This is a genomic window from Kitasatospora sp. NPDC088391 (assembly GCF_044753345.1).
Taxonomy (GTDB): Bacteria; Actinomycetota; Actinomycetes; order Streptomycetales; family Streptomycetaceae; genus Kitasatospora.
The window spans coordinates 48,696-66,524 of sequence record NZ_JBIVNB010000009.1 but is presented as its reverse complement, the minus strand read 5'-3'; the positions used below and the strand labels follow the sequence as shown (position 1 = coordinate 66,524).

General features: G+C 67.5%; 13 protein-coding genes and 1 pseudogene. 4 read left to right on the top strand and 10 right to left on the bottom strand.

Annotation, left to right across the window (positions count from 1 at the left end; all coding sequences use genetic code 11):
* Positions 1 to 153: 153 nt before the first annotated feature.
* The gene (locus ACIQBJ_RS25145) at positions 154 to 1,947 is read right to left on the bottom strand and encodes a hypothetical protein (RefSeq protein WP_400714771.1); all 1,794 of its coding nucleotides are present in this window, start codon (positions 1,945 to 1,947) and stop codon (positions 154 to 156) included.
* A gap of 116 nt (positions 1,948 to 2,063) precedes the next feature.
* Between ACIQBJ_RS25145 and ACIQBJ_RS25140 the strand changes: the two genes are divergently transcribed.
* The gene (locus ACIQBJ_RS25140; RefSeq protein WP_400714768.1) at positions 2,064 to 3,455 is read left to right on the top strand and encodes a helix-turn-helix domain-containing protein; all 1,392 of its coding nucleotides are present in this window, start codon (positions 2,064 to 2,066) and stop codon (positions 3,453 to 3,455) included.
* A gap of 10 nt (positions 3,456 to 3,465) precedes the next feature.
* Here ACIQBJ_RS25140 and ACIQBJ_RS25135 read toward each other — a convergent pair whose 3' ends face one another.
* From ACIQBJ_RS25135 to ACIQBJ_RS25120, 4 genes are all read right to left on the bottom strand, one after another.
* Positions 3,466 to 4,032, bottom strand: coding sequence for a hypothetical protein (locus ACIQBJ_RS25135; RefSeq protein ID WP_400714765.1), 567 nt, complete (start codon positions 4,030 to 4,032; stop codon positions 3,466 to 3,468).
* A 220-nt stretch (positions 4,033 to 4,252) separates the two neighbouring features.
* Entirely contained in the window at positions 4,253 to 4,651 is a 399-nt protein-coding gene (locus tag ACIQBJ_RS25130; protein WP_400714762.1) for a hypothetical protein, read from the bottom strand.
* A gap of 184 nt (positions 4,652 to 4,835) precedes the next feature.
* On the bottom strand, positions 4,836 to 5,504 hold the full coding sequence (locus ACIQBJ_RS25125; RefSeq protein ID WP_400714759.1) for a hypothetical protein: 669 nt from the start codon (positions 5,502 to 5,504) through the stop codon (positions 4,836 to 4,838).
* Positions 5,505 to 5,570: 66 nt separating this feature from the next.
* Complete coding sequence (locus ACIQBJ_RS25120) at positions 5,571 to 5,927, bottom strand: hypothetical protein (RefSeq protein ID WP_400714756.1); 357 nt, start codon at positions 5,925 to 5,927, stop codon at positions 5,571 to 5,573.
* 150 nt (positions 5,928 to 6,077) lie between these two features.
* Between ACIQBJ_RS25120 and ACIQBJ_RS25115 the strand changes: the two genes are divergently transcribed.
* A complete protein-coding gene (locus tag ACIQBJ_RS25115; RefSeq protein ID WP_400714753.1) occupies positions 6,078 to 6,614 on the top strand; it encodes a DUF4240 domain-containing protein in 537 nt (178 codons plus the stop codon).
* 12 nt (positions 6,615 to 6,626) lie between these two features.
* Here ACIQBJ_RS25115 and ACIQBJ_RS25110 read toward each other — a convergent pair whose 3' ends face one another.
* The 5 genes and pseudogenes from ACIQBJ_RS25110 to ACIQBJ_RS25090 form a co-directional block, all read right to left on the bottom strand.
* On the bottom strand, positions 6,627 to 7,481 hold the full coding sequence (locus ACIQBJ_RS25110; protein ID WP_400714751.1) for a DUF4240 domain-containing protein: 855 nt from the start codon (positions 7,479 to 7,481) through the stop codon (positions 6,627 to 6,629).
* Positions 7,482 to 7,943: 462 nt separating this feature from the next.
* Positions 7,944 to 8,987, bottom strand: coding sequence for a hypothetical protein (locus tag ACIQBJ_RS25105; RefSeq protein WP_400714748.1), 1,044 nt, complete (start codon positions 8,985 to 8,987; stop codon positions 7,944 to 7,946).
* Positions 8,988 to 10,011: 1,024 nt separating this feature from the next.
* The gene (locus tag ACIQBJ_RS25100) at positions 10,012 to 10,683 is read right to left on the bottom strand and encodes a DUF3800 domain-containing protein (protein WP_400714745.1); all 672 of its coding nucleotides are present in this window, start codon (positions 10,681 to 10,683) and stop codon (positions 10,012 to 10,014) included.
* A gap of 982 nt (positions 10,684 to 11,665) precedes the next feature.
* A pseudogene (locus ACIQBJ_RS25095) lies at positions 11,666 to 12,211 on the bottom strand (DUF6192 family protein); the annotation flags it as partial.
* 12 nt (positions 12,212 to 12,223) lie between these two features.
* On the bottom strand, positions 12,224 to 12,592 hold the full coding sequence (locus ACIQBJ_RS25090) for a hypothetical protein (RefSeq protein WP_400714742.1): 369 nt from the start codon (positions 12,590 to 12,592) through the stop codon (positions 12,224 to 12,226).
* A gap of 369 nt (positions 12,593 to 12,961) precedes the next feature.
* On the opposite strand from ACIQBJ_RS25090, the gene ACIQBJ_RS25085 reads away from it, so the two are divergent.
* Both ACIQBJ_RS25085 and ACIQBJ_RS25080 read left to right on the top strand, forming a co-directional pair.
* Positions 12,962 to 14,044 (top strand): hypothetical protein, encoded by a 1,083-nt coding sequence (locus ACIQBJ_RS25085; protein ID WP_400714739.1) that lies wholly within the window; start codon positions 12,962 to 12,964, stop codon positions 14,042 to 14,044.
* A gap of 118 nt (positions 14,045 to 14,162) precedes the next feature.
* Complete coding sequence (locus ACIQBJ_RS25080; protein WP_400714736.1) at positions 14,163 to 17,816, top strand: NACHT domain-containing protein; 3,654 nt, start codon at positions 14,163 to 14,165, stop codon at positions 17,814 to 17,816.
* The last annotated feature ends 13 nt before the right edge of the window (positions 17,817 to 17,829 follow it).

The window sequence follows — 17,829 nt, the reverse complement described above, 5'->3', positions numbered from 1 at the left end:
CGATCTCGGTGGGCCTTCGTGGGCGTGGTCCGGGGGTCTGCTGCGGTGGTTCGGGGGTGGTTCGGGGTGCGGTGGGCATGCCGGGGCCACCGTCGGGCTGCGGGCCAACGGTGGCTGGGGGTCGGGCGCTTCGGGGCGCGGGCGGACTGTTCGTCAGTCGGGCGGTGGGGGAAGGCCGTTGGCGGTGAGCGGCATCGGGGTAAGCCCGTCGTAGTCCTGGCCGTGGTCGGCCTCGGCCGAATCTGGGGTGCTGGTGCCGATCCAGTCGTTGATGATCTGCAGGTTGATCATGAGGATCATCAGGGCGAGCAGGATTGTCTGGGCGACGCGGCCGTGGGCGAGCCGGGCCTTGGGGTCGGCGATGTCGATGCGGTGACCCTTTGCACGGCCGTTGAGGCCCTCGTTGTGCGCGCGGATGGGCTTGTAGGCGTCGTGCCAGGCGGGGCTGAGGTAGGGGCGGTCCTGGCGGAACTTGTCGATCATGCCGAGGTCGCCGGGGCGGACGGTGATCGTCGGCTTGCGGCAGATCCTCGGCAGTTCGGCCCTGTCCGGTGGCCGCAGGCGCTCGGCGGGGCTGATCTGGATGCTCGGTTTCGCGGATGGGTGGGCCGCGGTGGAGCGCATGTTGGTGAGGTCGACGACGGCGGGGGCGCCGGCCTGGGGGCGGTGCAGGCGGTTGAAGCGAGCGCAGGTCACCGAGGGGGAGGGGCCGGCGGCCGGGCACTGGAAGCGGATGGTCCCGTTGGGGGCAGGGCCCTGCCTGAGTTTGACGAAGTAGGGCCCGCGCTTGGCGAGGCGATCTTCCAGCTGCTGGTCGAGGTCGCGGACGGTCTTGTCGTCCAGGCCGGTGGTCGCGTTGGCGAGCGTGTCCGGGATGCCGGGGCAGGTGAGGGTGCCGTCGATGAGGAGGGCGCCGAGGTGGGTGCCCTGGACGCCGCGCTGATTCTTTCTGTAGTCGAGGACGAGTTGGTAGCCGAGCTGACGGGCGGGTTGCTGGAAGTGCTCGGACTTCTGGTCGGTGTAGGCGCGGTCGGCGGCCAACAGTCCGACGGGCAGGCCGAGCGGGACCAGGACGGTGAGCGCATGGACGGTATTGGGGCCGATGCGCTTGCCAGGAGAGTCCAGGACGGCGCCGAGGGCGAGTTGGGGGTGCTGGCTGACCCGCTTCCCGGCGCGGGGGTGGCCGGTGGGATGGCGTCGGCTGGCGGCAACCAAAAGGGTCGCGCTGTGACCGAAGGTTCCTTCTTCACTGCCGCCGCTGAAGTGCCAGCCGGCGGTCAGCTCGACGGAGGCGAGGTCGCGTCGGTCGCTGGGCTCGTGGTGCCAGGCGGGGACGGCTGTGGTGTCGGCGCCGATGTCGCCGCGCCAGCCCTTGAAGAGCCCGCGACGCTGGGCGAGTCGGACGGTGACCAGCACCAAGCGGTCGCTGACCTCCTGCAGCAGGGTCCGGCGCCGCAGGCGCTCGGCGTCGTTGTCCTCCCAGGCGGCGGCGTGAGCGGCGGCCTCGGCGAGCGGAAGCCTTCGCCTGCGGTCGGCGCGGGAGGGGTCCAGAGCCGTGGTCAGGCGGTCGAACGAGCGGTAGACGCGGCGGCTGAACGCGTGCCGAGCCCACACGTCGTCCTGGGCGACTTCGGGGATGGCGAGCCAGCTTCGAGCTGGCGGTCGAAGTTGGTCAAGGAGGATTCGACAGGTGTCCGCCAAACTCGCGCTCTGGTTGTAGTGCAGCGACAGCAACAGGCCCACCAGTACGGTGCGCACGGGAAGGCCGCCCGGTCCCGGGCGGCCTGCCAGCTCGCCCTCGATGAGGTCGAGGACTCCGGAGCGGTGGAGCAGGAAGTCGAGCTGGCCAACTTTGGAGTCGGGGATCAGGGTGGGTGCGTCGGTGACCGGCCGGGGCCAGCAGCGCCTGATCTTCTCCGGGTTTCGCCAGGCGTGCGGGACGGTCATGCCGGGCGGCCCCGCAGGAGCCGCATCGCGGTCGTGTCGTCGAGCGGAGGCACGAGGTGCTGGTAGCGGGCCAAGGAAGAGGCGGAGGCAAGTCCGGCCGCCCTGGCGATCAGGGCATGGTCGATGCGATCGGTCATCAACTCGACGATCCACGTCGCCCGAAGCCGCCCCGCCGACAACGCCGGGAGACCGGAGGGCGGCTGGTGGGTGAGGGACCAGCCGGCGATGAGGTTCTTGGCGTAAGGAGTGCTCCGGCCGGGTCGGAACAGGTAGCCGCCGCCGGCCGAGCCGACGAGCTCGGCCAGGACGTCCTCCCAGCCCTTGCGTGCGACAAGAGGGGAGCGCTCCACACCGGTGTGGACCAGCGGATGCCCTGGGCCGACCCTGCGCAAGTGCCGGCCACGAGCGGCAGCGATCTCCCTGGGCATCAGCCCGAGCCCCGCCCCGAGCGCCATCAAGGCCAGCGCATCGCTTCGCTGCTGCCCCCGCAGGTGCGATGCCCAGTGCCGAAGTCCCGCCAACTCGTCCGGCTCGTACGGGTCATGCGGATTCGCGGGTGCGTGGAGCTTCGGCGGGACGGGCTCGCCCCGGTCGGTCCAGGCGAGCGCATCACGGACCCGTCGAAGCCAGGTGCGGTAGGTCTGCACCGAGGTCGGCTCGACGCTGCCCGCGCGGGACAGGACGTAGGCGTCGATTACCTCTCCTCGCAGCCAGGTGTCCGGATCGCGGGGCAGGCCATTCGCCTCGGCCCACAGCGCCAGCGAGGCCGTGACGTGCAGGAGCCGCTCGGCGTCGTAGGGCACCGCGGTGACCGTGGCGGCGACGATCGAGCGCACGAGCGGCGCCACGGTGTCCCAGGCGGGCGGTGCCTGGCGGGGCCGGTAGCGGGCGATCTTCGCGGACGTTTCTGGATCAAGGACCACGATCCACGAATACCGGCTGGTCAAGCAGCCGACAGGGGATTGATCCACTTCAACGGACAGGATGGTGCGAGCATGGTCGGCGGAAGCGCCCGCGTGCGCCCCCCGCGGGATCTGACCGAAGATCCGGAAGCCTGGCCCCGTCTGGTCGCTGGGGATGTCGGGGCGGAGGTGGTGCGGAACATCTCCGGCCGTCTCGCCGAAGCGCTCACCGGGCAGGAACTGAGCTTGCGTCAGGTCGCCGCCGGAGCCGGCGTGAACCGCCAGGCGATCGCGGACCTGCTCGCCGGGCGGTCCTGGCCGGACGTCGCCACCGTCGCCCGCCTGGAGCACTTCCTCAACGTGCCGCTGTATCCGCATCGTGCGGGAGCGCGCATCGCGCATGGTGAACAGCCTTCCCGTCCCCGGCGACAGCGCTCCGGGAACGACGAAATAGGCCACGCGCCCCCCGAGGCCAGCGTGCTTGCTCTAACCTCGGGGGTGCGTGAACCAGTTGATATGGGGCCACGTGAAGGTTCCGAAGCGCCTGCAGCGTCGACGGAACCGGTTCCCTCCTCCCTGCCAGGGGAGGAGGGAACATCTCGATGAGGGCGCGTTGTCAGGCGGCCCCTCTCGCGTGCGACTCGGTCTGAGCGATGGCGAACACCCCGGCCGGGCCCTCGACCGCCTTGCCGTTCTTCACCAGCCGCTTGCACATCGACCGGGTGGTCTCCATCGGAGCGCGGCCCTCAGGACCGTTCGTCGGCCGCCCCAGCGCGCCGGTGATGTCCCGCACCCGCATCGGCCGCCCGGAGGTCACGAGGATCTGCAGGATCGCCTGCATCACTTCCCCCGACTTCGCCCGGCCAGGGGCACGGCCGTCTTCAGGCGTTGGCGGTGCCGGGACCGCCTGGGCGGAGCTGACTGCGGCATCATGCTCGCCCAGAACCTGATCCGCCTCCGGCGCGGCCGGCGTCCCAGTCACGTCCCTGGTGAGCTCGACAAGCACCTCAGTCAACTGATCCCGGGTGTCGCAGGCTTTGGACAACTCGGCTGCCACAGCCGCGAGTTTGGCCTCAAGGTCCGCCTGCTGTGATCGCAGCTGCTCTGCCTTGGCGCTGTAGAAGTCCACAGCGATCCGAAGCCCCGGAGCCGCCGCAGCACCGTCCGCCGCCACAGACTCCATGCGCCCTCCCGAACTCCCAGGCATGCCAGTGCGATCGCAGCCATCGTAGGGAATGCCAGCCACGCCAGACAGGCAAACGGCCAACCACATCAGGCAGTTGGCATTGATGCGCCTCCGCAGGCTGACCCCTGACAAGACAAAGATTGCCAGGGAAAAGACATCCGACTGGCTGTGGACGACGGTCAGCTGGCAGTCAATGGTGCCGCTGCGACTGAGTTGATCAGTGTTCTCCGGTCACGCGCTCCCGGAAGCGCTGGAAGGAATGCCAGCCTGCGGCAGCATCGGTGGAGAGGAAGACGCCCTCGGAGACGTCGAGGGCCCGGCAGCTGACGGCGTCAGTGATCCGGAACACGAGTTGCAGAACGTCGCCGCCACCGCGGATATGGAGCATGAGCGATTCGATGGGGTCGTCGGAGCCGATGTTCAGCTCGACGGACCAGGTCGGGCCGGAGAGGTGGCCCCAAGTCGGATCAGTGAGATCGATGCCAGGGATCCGGGCCGCCAGGGCAGTTGTGACCTGCTCGCGAGAGCCCAGCGGTTGGGCAGTGAAGTCATCCGGGAGCTCGTCGAGCGAGGTGATGTCGGCGGGAACGGGAAGCAGAAGTAGGTCCCAGCTCATGAAGTCCTCCAGACGGTGCAGCCGCGGTGGTGACCGTGCAGACGAAACCGCCGGCCGACAAGCGGGCGCCCGTTGCTGGAAGAGAGCTGGAAGGACCCCTCTCGCATTGGGCAGCGGCTGAAGCCACGTGGGTCGCGAGCAGGTGCCTGACCAGGACAACGGTCCGGCAGACGGCGCTGGCACTTCACGGCAGTTGCGGTTCGTCCCCGATGCCGATCGAGCGGAACTCCAGGTTCAGCTTCTGCCGACACGAGGTGACCCTCTCGACCACCCAGCCCCGTAGGGCCTCGGTGTCGTCGGCCTGATCGCGGAGTTGGAGTGCAGTTTCATGGGCTTGGACCATCCAGGGGATGTCCGTACTGGACAGTTGCTGCAGGGCCCGGCCGAATCGGTCCCGAGCGGTGGGTGCGTCGCCGACGAGAGCTGCAGTGGCCCCGGCGTGGAAGTTGTCCCACGGGTTCCCTCGCCGGGCGGGCTGGGCAGCAAGGTACTCGGCGGTGCTCTTCAGAGCGGTGAACCGGTCGCGGTACGCGGTGATCCGATCTGCCGCGGTCCTCGCGAGGTCCATCGCGAGTGGCGCGAACTGGGCCTCGTCCCTGAACGACTCGTGGCCGACTTCCCGACCGCCGAGGTTGAACTCCAGGTGGCCGACGTCCTGCCACAGCCACATCACACCGACGTTGAGATACGAGCCCTGACTCCAACTCGACGGCTGGAACTCGACCACGCCAAGCCACCAGCCGTGATCGTCGATCCAAGTCCGGGACCGTCCACGCTGCCGGAGCCCAAGCGGGCGGAGAATCTCACAAGCCGCCGCTGTGACCAGGTGCGACGCCGGGGAGATGGCTGCCATGCCGTACAACTCTCTCTTGGAACTGCCACTGACCGACGGCCCTCGCCGCCTGCTTCCGGACGCGGCTCAGGGCCTGAGTCGCCGTACTTGGGGGTCGAAGCAGACGAGCCCCAGTGATGCCGCCACGCCCGCCGCGAACGTCGAAGCCTCCTCGGCCATGCTCCACCGGAGTGGGAAGTAGATCAACGGACCACTGGCCTCGCCGATCAGCGGTCCGGTGGACCACGGGGAGATGTCGTCCTCGTCCTCGGTCAGGTCAGGCCACCGCTCCAGGAGGAGCGCGACGTACTTCGAGATGGTCGAGGTCGGTGGGTGGTCCGTATCGGTGTCGATGTACCGCTGATAGAGGTCACTGAAGCGCTCACCGGCTGCCGCATCGTCCGCCGGCTGCTTACCCTCCCAGACCGCAAGGTCGTAACTCATGGCCGCACGATGACATAGCGCACCGACAGGACGACGCGACCCAGCCTCTGGAAACGATCACCCGCAGTATGCGCGGTTGGGGTCAGCTCTACCGGAGGATCCGACACGGAGGGCCCGCCATGTCACAGCCAGGCGGCATGCTCAGCGGCCATGGACATCCAGCAGTTTTGGCAGCTGATCGGCGAGGCCCGCATGCGGGTGCCCGCCCCGGACAACGGCAGTGCGGTCGCCGAGCAGGCGACCGCACTGCTTGCACTTCTCCCGGCTGAGGAGATCGTCGTTGCCGAGCGGATCCTGTGGGGTCTGATGGCCGACTCCTACCGGGCCCCTCTCTGGGGCGCCGCCTACATGATCAACGGAGGATGCTCCGACGACGGTTTCGACTACTTCCGGGGCTGGCTGATCACTCAGGGCCGCGAGACGTTCGAGCGCGTCATCGCCGACCCCGACGCGCTCGCCGACCTTCCCGCTGTACGCGCCTTTGCGGCAGGCGGAATCGACATCGAGTGTGAAGAAGCTCTGGTCATTGCCTGGGACGCTCACCAGGCAGTCACCGGTGAGGAGCTCCCCGTCGATGGCCTTGTCATCAACTATCCGACGCTTGACCCGGATTGGAACTTCGACTTCGGAGACCGTGACGAGCTGAGCAGTCGCCTTCCTCGCCTGGCGACGCTGTACCGGCACTGATCAACCCAGGGTCTACAGCCTGCGCGGGAAGCGATCTCTCGCGGCAGCCTCGGGCCAGCCGTCCTTGTTCGAGCAGGACTCGTAGTCGTACCGGGTGAGGCGGTCCCACTCTGTGCCGGTCACCTGCTCGAACGCCTCCTCGTGGACGTAGAGCAAGAGCTCGCACTGCCGTGCCGTGAACGGTGCGAACCGCTCGGGATCGTAGAACACGCCCTCGTATACGTCGCGGCCTGCAGCAACCACCGCGGCGCGCGTGTACAGGAAATGGTCGTCCGACTGAGGGAAGGGAGAGCCGTCGGCCAGCACCCTTCCGAAGATCGGCAGAGTTCCGAACTGCTCCTGGTCCAGGCGGTACAGAGCCTCCGCGAGGCGCTCGCCGAAGCCGATGATCTGGCCCACCGGTTCGCGCGCGAGAGTCTCGGTCAGGCGCGTACAGGCTTCCTCGAAGCCCTGACAGGTCTCGATGGCGGCCTCACCGCCGAGAACCTCGACGAGCTGCCAGAACCGCTCCCAGGTCATGATCGGAAGTCCGGGGTCGACGCCGTTGTTCAGAGGTATCCTCGAATCGTTCACGACGTGATCACCGTCCTCGTCATCCCCCTCGTCGAACGGCTCGTCGCTCCACCGGAACCAGGAACGACCGTCCTGGATATGGAGCAGAAACTCGGCGGCCGGGCCCGACGGCGAGACCAGCGACAGGGTCTTCCCGATCTCCTCATAGACGTTGTCGAAGCCTTCCCAGTCCTCGGCGTCGGCCAGCGCCCGCGTCCGGGCGAACAGTGGCTTGAATGTGGCGAAGGCCGAGCCTGCAATGAAGCGTCCGCGAAGCCAGGGAAAGTCGGTTTCCTCGACCACGATCTCGCCCACCAGCTCATCCTGGCATACCAGTCGCCAGACCTGGCCCTCGAAACCCATCGCGCTCAACCCTTGCTTCCCGTTGCCGTCGTCCGTTGCTCGGCAGCATGACAGACGGCGCTGACGGCCGAATCGGGAAACGATCACCACGCGAATGGGAAGCGATCTTCAATGACCCTCGCGCGCTCCTGGTCAGCCGTACTCGTGAACAGCCCACCAACGGGCCGTTCACGACTTAGGTCGTGGAAGGTTTACGAGATCCCGTCCAGATGTCAAATCTGGACGGGATCTTCTGTTTTGTGGGCCTGTGTACATGCGTTCGGGGCTCGTGGGAGGTCTCGGGCGGACCCTTGGGGCCGGAGAGCGGGGCTGGCGGTGTCTGTGCGGGCATGCCGAAGTGGCCGCGGGACCGGTGTGCTGCTGGTCCCACGGCCTGGCTTCGTGTGCTGTCGGGTTGTTCTGACGGACTGTCGATCAGGTTCTTGTCGGCGGGCTTCCGCTGCTCGGGGTGTTGTTCTCCGCGAGGCCGTTGTCGGCTGCGGGGGTGTCCTCTGTGGGGATGAGCGGGTCGGCGGGGCCGTAGATGTCGGTCAGGGTGTAGTCCCGGTCCGCCCACAGGTGGTGCCTGCGCAGGTAGGACTCGATGGTTCGGAGGTTTTCGACCATCAGTTGGACCGCGCTGAGCAGGGCTTGGGCGGCGCGGCCGCGGCTCTGGCGGAGTTCGCGGGCGTGCAGGAACGTGCTGACGTTCTTGGCCCGGCCGTTGAGGCCTTCGATGTGGCTGCGCAGGGCGCTGTAGGCGCTCTGCCAGACGGCGCGTCCCCAGGAGAGCTCCTGGTGGAGCTTGGGCATGAGGTCGGCGGGTGCGCCGATGGTGCTCTGCTGGCAGATCTCGGGTCGGCGGCGCATCGGCAGGTCGCCGACCGGGACGATCGGTTTGGCGGCTGTATGGGCCCGGCGGGAGTGGCGGTTGTCGAGGTCGACGACCGCGGAGGGCCGGGTGGCCGGCCTGGGGGGAGTGCCGGTACGGGTCCTGCGGTGGGCGTCGCGTTCGGTGGCCCAGGGGCACTGGACCTTGGGGCTGGCGCCTGCGGCGGGGCACTGGTGGCGTTCGTTGCCCCTGGCGGCGGCGCGCTGTTTGAGCGACAGGACGTAGGGGTCGGCTTCCTCGGTCCTCGGCAGGAGGTCCCTGCGGGCCTTGGCGGACTTGGCGGAGGCCATCAGCCGGTAGGCGTTCTTGACCCGCTGCGGGGTATGGGGGCACAGCAGGTCGCCGCCGAGGGCGAGGGCTCCGCGCCAGGTCTCCTTCTTCTTGGACTGCAGCATGTCGAGGCGGTAGTCCAGGACAGGTTCGTACCCGAGTGCCCTGACGGGGCGGTGGAAGCTGTCGGGGTCGGCGTGGGCGTAGGCGAGGTCGCCGGCGATGAACCCGGTGCGGGGGAAGAGCTGCTTGACGGTCTTGAGCAGTGCGACGGCCTGGTTGCCGATGTCCCGGCTGGTGGCGTGGGACATGCCCATGCACAGCTGGGGGTAGGTGCCGGCGAGTCGGGGGTCGGCGTGGCCGGTGACCAGCAGGGTCGCGCTGTATCTGACGGAAAGTGCACCTGCCGTTCCTGCCGCCCGGCAGCCGGCGGATCCCCAACGACCGGTTCGTCGCCTCGACCCGCGCCCTGCCCGATAGCCCCGAGGCCCCCCGGCGGTTCTCGGCGGGCTCGCCGACACCGACCTGGCGATCGCCGACATCAACGGGGACGGCCTGATCGGCCCGGCCGAGTTCCTGGCGTTCCAACGCGGTCACTTCCCGCAGTTCGCCGAGGAGGCCACCGAGGAGTTTCTCCGCCTCGACACCGACAGCAATGGCATGTCGTCGCCCGAGGAGCTCACCAATGCGGTCGTCGAGTTCTGGTCCAGCACGGCCCTGGACGCCGTTGGCAACTGGTGGATGGGCTGCCCTTCCTTCTCGGCCGACCGTCCTGCGGGCATGGGGCGTGCTCCGGGCTGACGTCGGCTGGACGGCCGGACTTGGCGCAGGCGGGCCGACTGCTCCCACTCGACGAGACCGAGGAAGCCTCCGTTGGACACGCGTCGGCTGTCCCAGCGGCATCGAGGATTATTTCTGCCGTCCCAGAACCACTGAGCCGCTCAGCACGACGAGAACGAACGGCTACGACGACAAGCTCCCTCAACCGGGAACATCCGCCTCCCGACGCAGACAGGCGGTTTGTCATCAGTCCTTGCTGATGACAGTGCATGACGATCTGTCCCAGTCTCCACGGACCTTGATCGCCAAGGAGAGGAAGCCTCCAAATCAGCCTCAAGAAGCAACCATCTGGCTCACGGAGAAGGGACAGCACCTATCCTGACCTGCTGTTTTTCTGTTGAACTTGATAGCAGGAGACCTTGCTGTACGCATGTTGCTCTGTTACTCTGACTGAGCCGGACCGCTCCCTGTGTTCACAGGAACAGTGGTTAGGCTGATCGACAACAGGCCCGCGGCTAACGCCGGGGCCTGTTTTGTTTGACTCGACGCCGCCCCGATCATCTACGGGCAGCGACACTCCAACTCCATCTCATGGAGGTAGTCGCGGTACCAGTCCCACATGAACTCCCGGTTCGGCTTCCTGCGAGTGCTCTGATAGGCAACATGGGCTACCAGGTCAGCCATCTGCACCAGCTGGCTGGCGTGCGCGGGCTGAAGCCACCCATCCTCGACGACTCGCCGTGAGTGAAGCTTCAGGTCGCGGTGAGCGGCCCGCACGTTGGGATCTGGCACCCCATGATCACCGCCATCAACGATGATCACTCCGTGGGCATCCCGCTTCTCCAGGACAGAGTCCAGGGCAAAGACGGTCGCAGCATAAGCGTCAGCCTTGACCGGGCCGCTCGTCTCACAGGTAAGCAAGCCAACGCCCTGCTGGGCGCCGATAGCCCTGATCGCCTTCAGTGCCTTCTCGCAGACCTCGCGCCGCAAGTGCACGCTCGTATTGATCAAATTGTCTGGTTTGTCCGAGTCGGGTCGGCCAGCACCCTTCAGCCACTCATAGGTGTGCCACTCGTAGTCGGCCGGGACCTGGTGCTGCGTGTACATCCACTTCCGGAACTTCAGCCACTGACGAAGAGTCACAGACCATTTCTCCATCGGGATCAGCAGGGCCGTGAAGAAGCTGGACTCCTCATCGCCAGAGTCATCCGTGTAGATCAAGTACGAGGACACGAGGCCACTCTAGGTCTCCCCGGTTGGCCTTGGACACGGAAGCGTCGGGAAGTGACCTGAGAGAGACCCGTTCCTCCCCTGGTCGCCACAGAATTGCGTGATCTCGATCACCGACCGCTGCGGCCAGGGCCTCCAGGATACGAAGCCAAGCGCAGGCGCCGCCCCTGTGACGCCTCCACGCCGCGTGCAGCAGCCTTTTCATCTGCAGGGCCGCTGCCCCAATCCCAGATAACCGTTGCGTCGAAGCCCAGTCCGAAGCTGACTGGTACGCGCTGCCCATGACTCTCGAGCTGCAGAGCAACACGCTGCGCCTCCGGCCCGGCAGACAATCCCGGGGCCGACGAAGTCGGCCGGGGCTGTGGCAACTCGGCGAGCTGTCCGGCGACCCCAGCGGCCGGCGTCGCAGTTGCTTCTCCGCTCCTCCGGCGCACCGGGCCCGTCGGCAGCGCCCGGCACTGTACGAGGGAGGCGCGGTTCGGCCGCCCGGCCGCTGTGCAGTTGCGACGTCCGGCCGACGGCGCCTTTCGGCCCCGGGGCGCTGCTGCCGGTTTCTTCGTCTGCTCGGCATCCTCGGCGGCGCTCTGGGGGCGGCACGATCCATGATCTGCATCGCGTCGAAGACGTCGTTGCCGGCCTTGATCAGGAGCATGACCGAAAGGTCGTTCTGTGCCTCGGGCGGCAGCACCGCCAGCGAGCACTCGAAGATCCGCACGGCCTACTGGTTCAGGGCGCGCAGGCGCGTAGAGCTTGCACTTGTCGGCGTCATTGGTGGCCGTGTAGCGGCCATGGACCAGGACGAACCCGGTCTTCTTGTTCCTGCATTGGTGGTCGCGGATCCAGGCCTTGCCCCGCTCGAACTGGGCCGGGGCGTTGTGCCCGATCGCCTCCTCGCGGGACAGGCCGTCCTCGCCCGCGCGGGCGACCCTGCGCCAGATGCCCTCCCCGCTGTCGTGCGCCGCTTGGCGGCGCCGAGTGACCATGGCTACTCGCCTTCTTCCTCCAGCAGGTCCGCCAACGCCGCGTCCATGTCGGTGCTCCCGGTGGTGACGGCGCTATCGCACCAGTCCAGCAGCATCCTGGCCTTGTGGACGTCGTCGAGCACCGCGCTCTTGGTCTCCTCGGTGCAGTCCTGGGCGTGGACCTCCGGGATGATCCGCTGCAGCGAGACGAAGAACGACGCGAACGCCCCGATCAGGCGCAGGATCTCCATCCGGGACTCCCGGTAGTCGACCGCGGTCACCGTCCCCTGCACGCTCTCCTCGACGGCCTCGGCATCCTCGACGGGCGCGAGTTCGACTTGCTGGTCGAGTTCGTGGTCGACCTGCTGCCAGTGCTCGGCCTTGGCCTGCCGCAGCAGGTGCCGCGCACGCTGGTCGGCGACCACGCGGCTGCGGACCTCGGGCCGGGTGATCATCTTCTTGACGACCTCGGCGGCGTCCTCGTCGCTGCGCAGCAGGCGCCGCGTGCGGTCCAGCCGCTCCTCGCGGTTGGTGGGAGTGTCGAACGCACGGTTCGCTGCCTTCTGCGCCTCGTTCTCCGTTCACCGCCGTTCCCCGGAGACCGGGTCGAACGGGTCCTTGCGGATCAGGACAAACCTGCTGCGGACGTAGGCCAGCGTGCTGTGGACGGAGAAGCACACGTCCTCCCGCCGCTTGCCGACCGGCCACTGGACCGCGGTCTCGTAATAGGTCCGCAGGGTGCCTGGATTGGCGCCGATCTGGCGCGCCAGCAGGACGATGACCTCGGCCACTTCGCCGTGGCCCCGAGGGTGCCCGGCCAGAGCGTCGATGACGAGGTCGCCCAGCGCGAACTGGATGCTGCTCTTCTGCTTGATCAGCTTGCGGCCCTTGCGGACGATCCGTTCCCACTCGGTCTTCGTGCAACTGGCGGGAAGTGTCATGGTTGCCACGAGGAGCCTCCTTCCTCGTGCACGGATACGCGATGCAGCCACGGCCGGGAGGGCGGTGGCGCTGCTCCGCATCCGAATGTTTATCACCTGCGAACCAGTCTGCGTTGGTGTGGGGAAAGCGGACAGGCCGGTGGCAGTCTCCTTGCCCCCGGGTCGGCCGCTCCATGCCGGGGGAGCCATCGGCGCGCCCATCTCCACAGTCGGCGCGGGCGGGTGCCTCGCGGAAGCGGGGGTGGACGGATTCTCCCTCGCCCCGCCCTGCAGACCGTTCGGCCGACAGGACCCCTGTCGCAATCGACTTCCGTCCGCATACGATCATTGACGCTCCGCGCCGACACCAGGTCGGAGCGGACAGAAAGGGGCTGGAGTATGGGCGACGAGAGCGTGCTTCTGCTGAAGGACGGCAAAGCGGTCCCGGTGGGTGCCGCCAGGATGAAAGACCTCGGCTACAAGGAACGCACCGACCTGCAGCAGTGGATCATCGAAGACCCCTCGCTCGTCGAGGACGGGCTGCTGATCGTCACCGAGGAGTTCGACGGCTGGCGCACCGGCTCGGGCCGGTCCGTGGGCAAGCGGCTGGACCTGCTGGCGCTGGACCGGGAAGGCAGGCTGGTGGTGATCGAGATCAAGCGTGAGGACGCACCCGGCGACACCCACCTGCAGGCCGTGACCTACGCCGCGCTGGCGTCCCGCTTCACCGAGGAGGATTTGGCCCGCCAGCACGCGGTGTTCCTCGGCAAGCGGGGGAAGAAAGCGGATGCGGGCAGTGCGTTGGACCTGCTGCGGGCGCATTGCGGAGGGGAACTGGACCCGCTCGTCCTCAAGCGTCCCCGCCTCATCCTGACCGCGGCGAACTTCGCGGCACCGGTGACAGCGTCTGCGGTCTGGCTCAACGAGATGGGCGTCGACGTCAAGCTGGTCCAGGTCCGGCTGTGGACAGCCGAGGCGGCAGCCCCGCCAGCGGATGTCCCGGACGTGCTGACGATCTCCACGCTCTATCCCGCGCCGGGGACCGAGGAGATCATCATTGCTGGTGCTCGCGCCGAGCGGTCCACTACGGCCGGCACCCGCCCGGTGTCGCCCCCTGCGGTCGAGACCATCTGCGAGCACCAGTTGATAGCCGAGGGCACGAAGATCACCTTGTACATGGCCGGCTACTCGGCCTTCCACGGCGACAAGGAGCAGTTCGACCCGTGGCTGAAGGCAGACTCCAGGCGCAGCCACGCCACGTGGACGGGTGACCCCGCAGGGCCGCTTCTGTGGGCAGCGGACGGCAACCGATACAAGCCGGGCCCACTGCTCGATACGATCGCTCAACAGGCCACCGGCCGCATGCGCAAGCCCAAGCGCACGGTCCAGGCAACGCTCTACTGGCGTGTCGCCGACGGTCGGGACCTGTACGAGATTGCGCAACCGTTCTTCCCCAAGGCCGCTGAACCACAGAACGGCTGAGAGCCGGGCGCGGCGGTCGCAGGGGATACGGCGCGCCAGAGCGGCGGTCACCGGATGTGGGTCCGGTCCGATACCGTCGTCGGTTTGAAGAGTGTCCGATTGATGTTCGAGGAGAGCGGTGTCGGAGCTGACAGGGCGTTACCACTACGAGCGGCTCATGGAGAAGCCGTTCCAGCAACTGTGCAACGCCCTGCTGGCGCAATCCTTCCCCGACATCCAGTGCTTCCCGGTCGGCCACCGGGACGGCGGCCGCGACGCTGTCCTGCCCGTGGAAGGCAGGCAGGCGGTGATTTTCCAGGTGAAGTGGACCAGCAAGCCGTCCAAGGATCCGGTGGCATGGCTGACCCAGACCGTCAAGGACGAGGCGGACAACATCCAGCGCCTGGTGGCCCAAGGCGCCAAGGAGTACTTCCTGCTGACTTCGCTGGCTGGCACCGCTGTGCCCAAGAGCGGGTCGATGGACCGCATGGAGATTGAACTCGCCAAGTATTCGCGGGAGTTCGGAATCCCGATGAAGGTCTGGTGGCGGGCGGACATCGACGCGCGTGTGGACGCAGCACCGGATGCGCTGAAGTGGGCCTACTCCGACATGCTGGTGGGCCACGATCTTGTGCGTTACCTCATCGACGGTGCCAGTGCTGCTGCTCGCGACCACGAGTTGCGCAATCTCGTGGTGAAGGTGATCGCAACCCAGTGGGAGGAGGACGCGAAGGTCAAGTTCAAGCAGGCCGAGCTGACCTCCCACGATTTGACGGATCTTTTCATCGACGTCGAGGCGGTGCGCACCTCGCAGGCGCTGTCGACACGTGGTCTGCAGATGGCGGAGCTGGGGCAGGAGAACCTCGGCGGCGCGGCCCGGTACCTGCTGTCGGCCAAGCAGCCGTTCACCCTGGTCAAGGGCGAACCCGGGCAGGGCAAATCGACACTGGGCCAGTACTTGTGCCAGATCCACCGTGCCGCGTTCTTGAAGGAGCGGGTGAGGGACGCGGCCGGCCTTCCTGCCGCGCAAGCACCGCGCGTACCGCTGCGGGTGGACCTGCGGGACTACGCCGCTTGGATGGACGGCGGCGACCCGCTCGAGGAACACCTGAGCAGCACCCGCAAAACCCCGCGTCGCAAGGCATCCTTGGAGGACTTCCTCGCCTATGTGCTGCGCTCCCGCAGCGGCGGCCTGCCCGCAGACGTCGCCACCGTAGACGGCATCACCCAACGCCTACCCGTGCTCATCGTCCTCGACGGCTTGGACGAGGTGGCACGCCCCGACATGCGGGCCCTGGTGGTCAAGCACATCGACGAGTTCACCGCCCGTCTGCAACACAGCCTTCTCGCTCCGCAGGTCATCGTGACCACTCGTCCGAACGCTGCCACGCTCGCCGAGCCGTCACACCGGATGTACGAGACCATCGCCCTGTCCCACCTCAAGCCCGCACTTCGCACCGCATACCTGCGCAAGTGGGCGGCAGCCCGCTCGGTCACCGGCCGGGACCGACGCGAACTCCAGCGGGTTTTCGACCAGCGCTCCGCCGAGCCGCACATCGCCCAGCTCGCGAACAATCCGATGCAGCTGACGATCCTGCTGTACCTCATGCACAAGCGCGGCAACTCGGTACCCACAGGGCGCACGGAGCTCTACACCTCCTACATGGAGACTTTCCTTGACCGGGAGGCGGAGAAGAGCCCGCAGGTGGAGGAGCACCGCCGGGATCTGGAGGAGGTCACCGCCTATCTCGGATGGCTGCTGCAGGCCGAGGCGGAAGGGAGCAGTGGGAGCGGCCGGATCGGCCTGAAGGATCTGGAGCGGTCGATTCTGACCTACCTGTTCGAGGCTGACAAGAACACGCACCTGGTGGCTGCCCTGTTCACTGCGGTCACCGACCGGGTGTGGGCACTGACCAGCAAAATCCAGGGGACCTTCGAGTTCGACGTCCAGCCTCTGCGGGAGTACTTCGCCGCCCGTTACCTGTACGAGTACGCGGGCGCGGAGCGGGGCGACTTCGACACCTCGCGCGTCCTGCAGCACCTCGTACGGCGCCCGTACTGGATGAACGTCGCCCGCTTCTACGCGGGATTCGCACGGGCCAACGAACTCGCCGGCCTGGTGGAGGCGCTGGAGGAGGAGCAGGAGAGCCGCCAGCAGCCTTTGGAGATGCTGACAGCGGCGTGGATGCTGCTCGCGGACGGCGTGTTCAGCAAGCGGCCGAGAGCGCAGCAGCGGGCTGCCGAGTTGTTCCTCGACGACCTCAGCGTGTGCCTGCTCGCCTACCAGATTCGCTACCACCATGACCTGCCCGACCTTCCTCTCCACCATGGCGGGCGCGAGCTGGCTGCGGCGCTGCTCGCCGCGGTGGAGCACTCCCCGTCCTCGGCGACAGCCCACGACCGCGTCCGGGTGTCCGCCAGACTCCTCCGGGAACCGGGAGAGTTCGGTGCATGGTGGAACGCCCGCCTGCATACGGCTGCGAACACCCCGGACGAGCGGATCTGGCTGGCGCTGGGTGCCGGAGTCGGCGCCGGGGAGCATGTCCGGCCCGAGGATGTTGCGCCGATGGCCCTGACCGATGCCGCGTCCGCAGCAGATGCCGTCCGAGCCGGCCTGACACCTCCGCACGGATCTGCCATGGAAGAGCGGATGGTGCGTGCAGTGCTGGACGGCCACTGCTTCGATGCCTCTCCCCTCGGCAAGGGCTACCCGGCAGATCTCCTCCGGGTCCTGGCCCCGCAGGAATTCCTGAACAAGGTACTCGCCACGGACAAATTCATGTTCCGCCTGCCGGGCATCCACGCGGACACCCGGATCTCGGGCTCCCAACGTCAGGCAGCGTGGAAGCGACTGGTCCGCCGGGACCCGCGCCTCGGCACCCTGCAACAGGCCGTCAAGGCGGGTCTGGGCGAACGCCGGACGACCGCCGTGTGGAGCAACACCGCGCAGGCCATCAGTGCCATATTCGGGCCGTGCTGGGCCGCTGCCGTGACAACTGTCATCGGCGCGGCCTCCCCCGCTGACACCTTCGTCACCGGCGGAGCCATGACCAGCGGCTCCCAACCGTTGGGACCTGCCGCCGACTACGGCAGGCTGCTGCAGGAGATCCGCCGCTATCGCCTTGAGGCCGCCTGGTGGAACCGGCAGTACGAGGAGCACACTGACCCACTGTCACGCGCCACCTGGGCACTCGCCCTGACCACCGCCGCCGCCCCTTCTGTGATCGCCTCACTGCTCGACCACCTCAATACGGCGGTCAGCGCCCTACCCGACGACACGCTCCACGCCCTGCTGACCAGCGCCAGCCGCCTGAGCCTCAGCGAAGCCGTGGGCAGGGCACTTCCGTTCAAGCACCTGCGCCTGGACGAGAACATGAGCGCGCCCACGGCGCTGCTCCTGTCCTGCCACAGCAGCAACGCGGCAGCAACCGCTCTGGAAAAGCTGACAGATGAGGAACTGGGAGCGACGGGCCGATATGGCACGGCTGCGTGGCCGGCTGCCACCGTGCTGACCAATCGGATACTCCACGCCTCTTCGGCGTCGGCCCTGGAGGCGCTCCGGGCCCACCCCACTCACTCTCTCGCCCAAGTCCCGCTCCACGACCTGCCGGTCGGCCAAACGGCCAGCAACCTCTTTCATCAAATCGTCAATCGGCCCGCCGACTACCCACGAGGATGGGTGTGGGCTGCCCAAGAGGCCCTGGCCCACCCATGGACCGAAGGCATGGGCGGCGCATCCCACCCGTACCTGTCCGACGTAGCAGACCAGGAAAGATGGTTCGGCGCCGACTGACACACCGGCACAG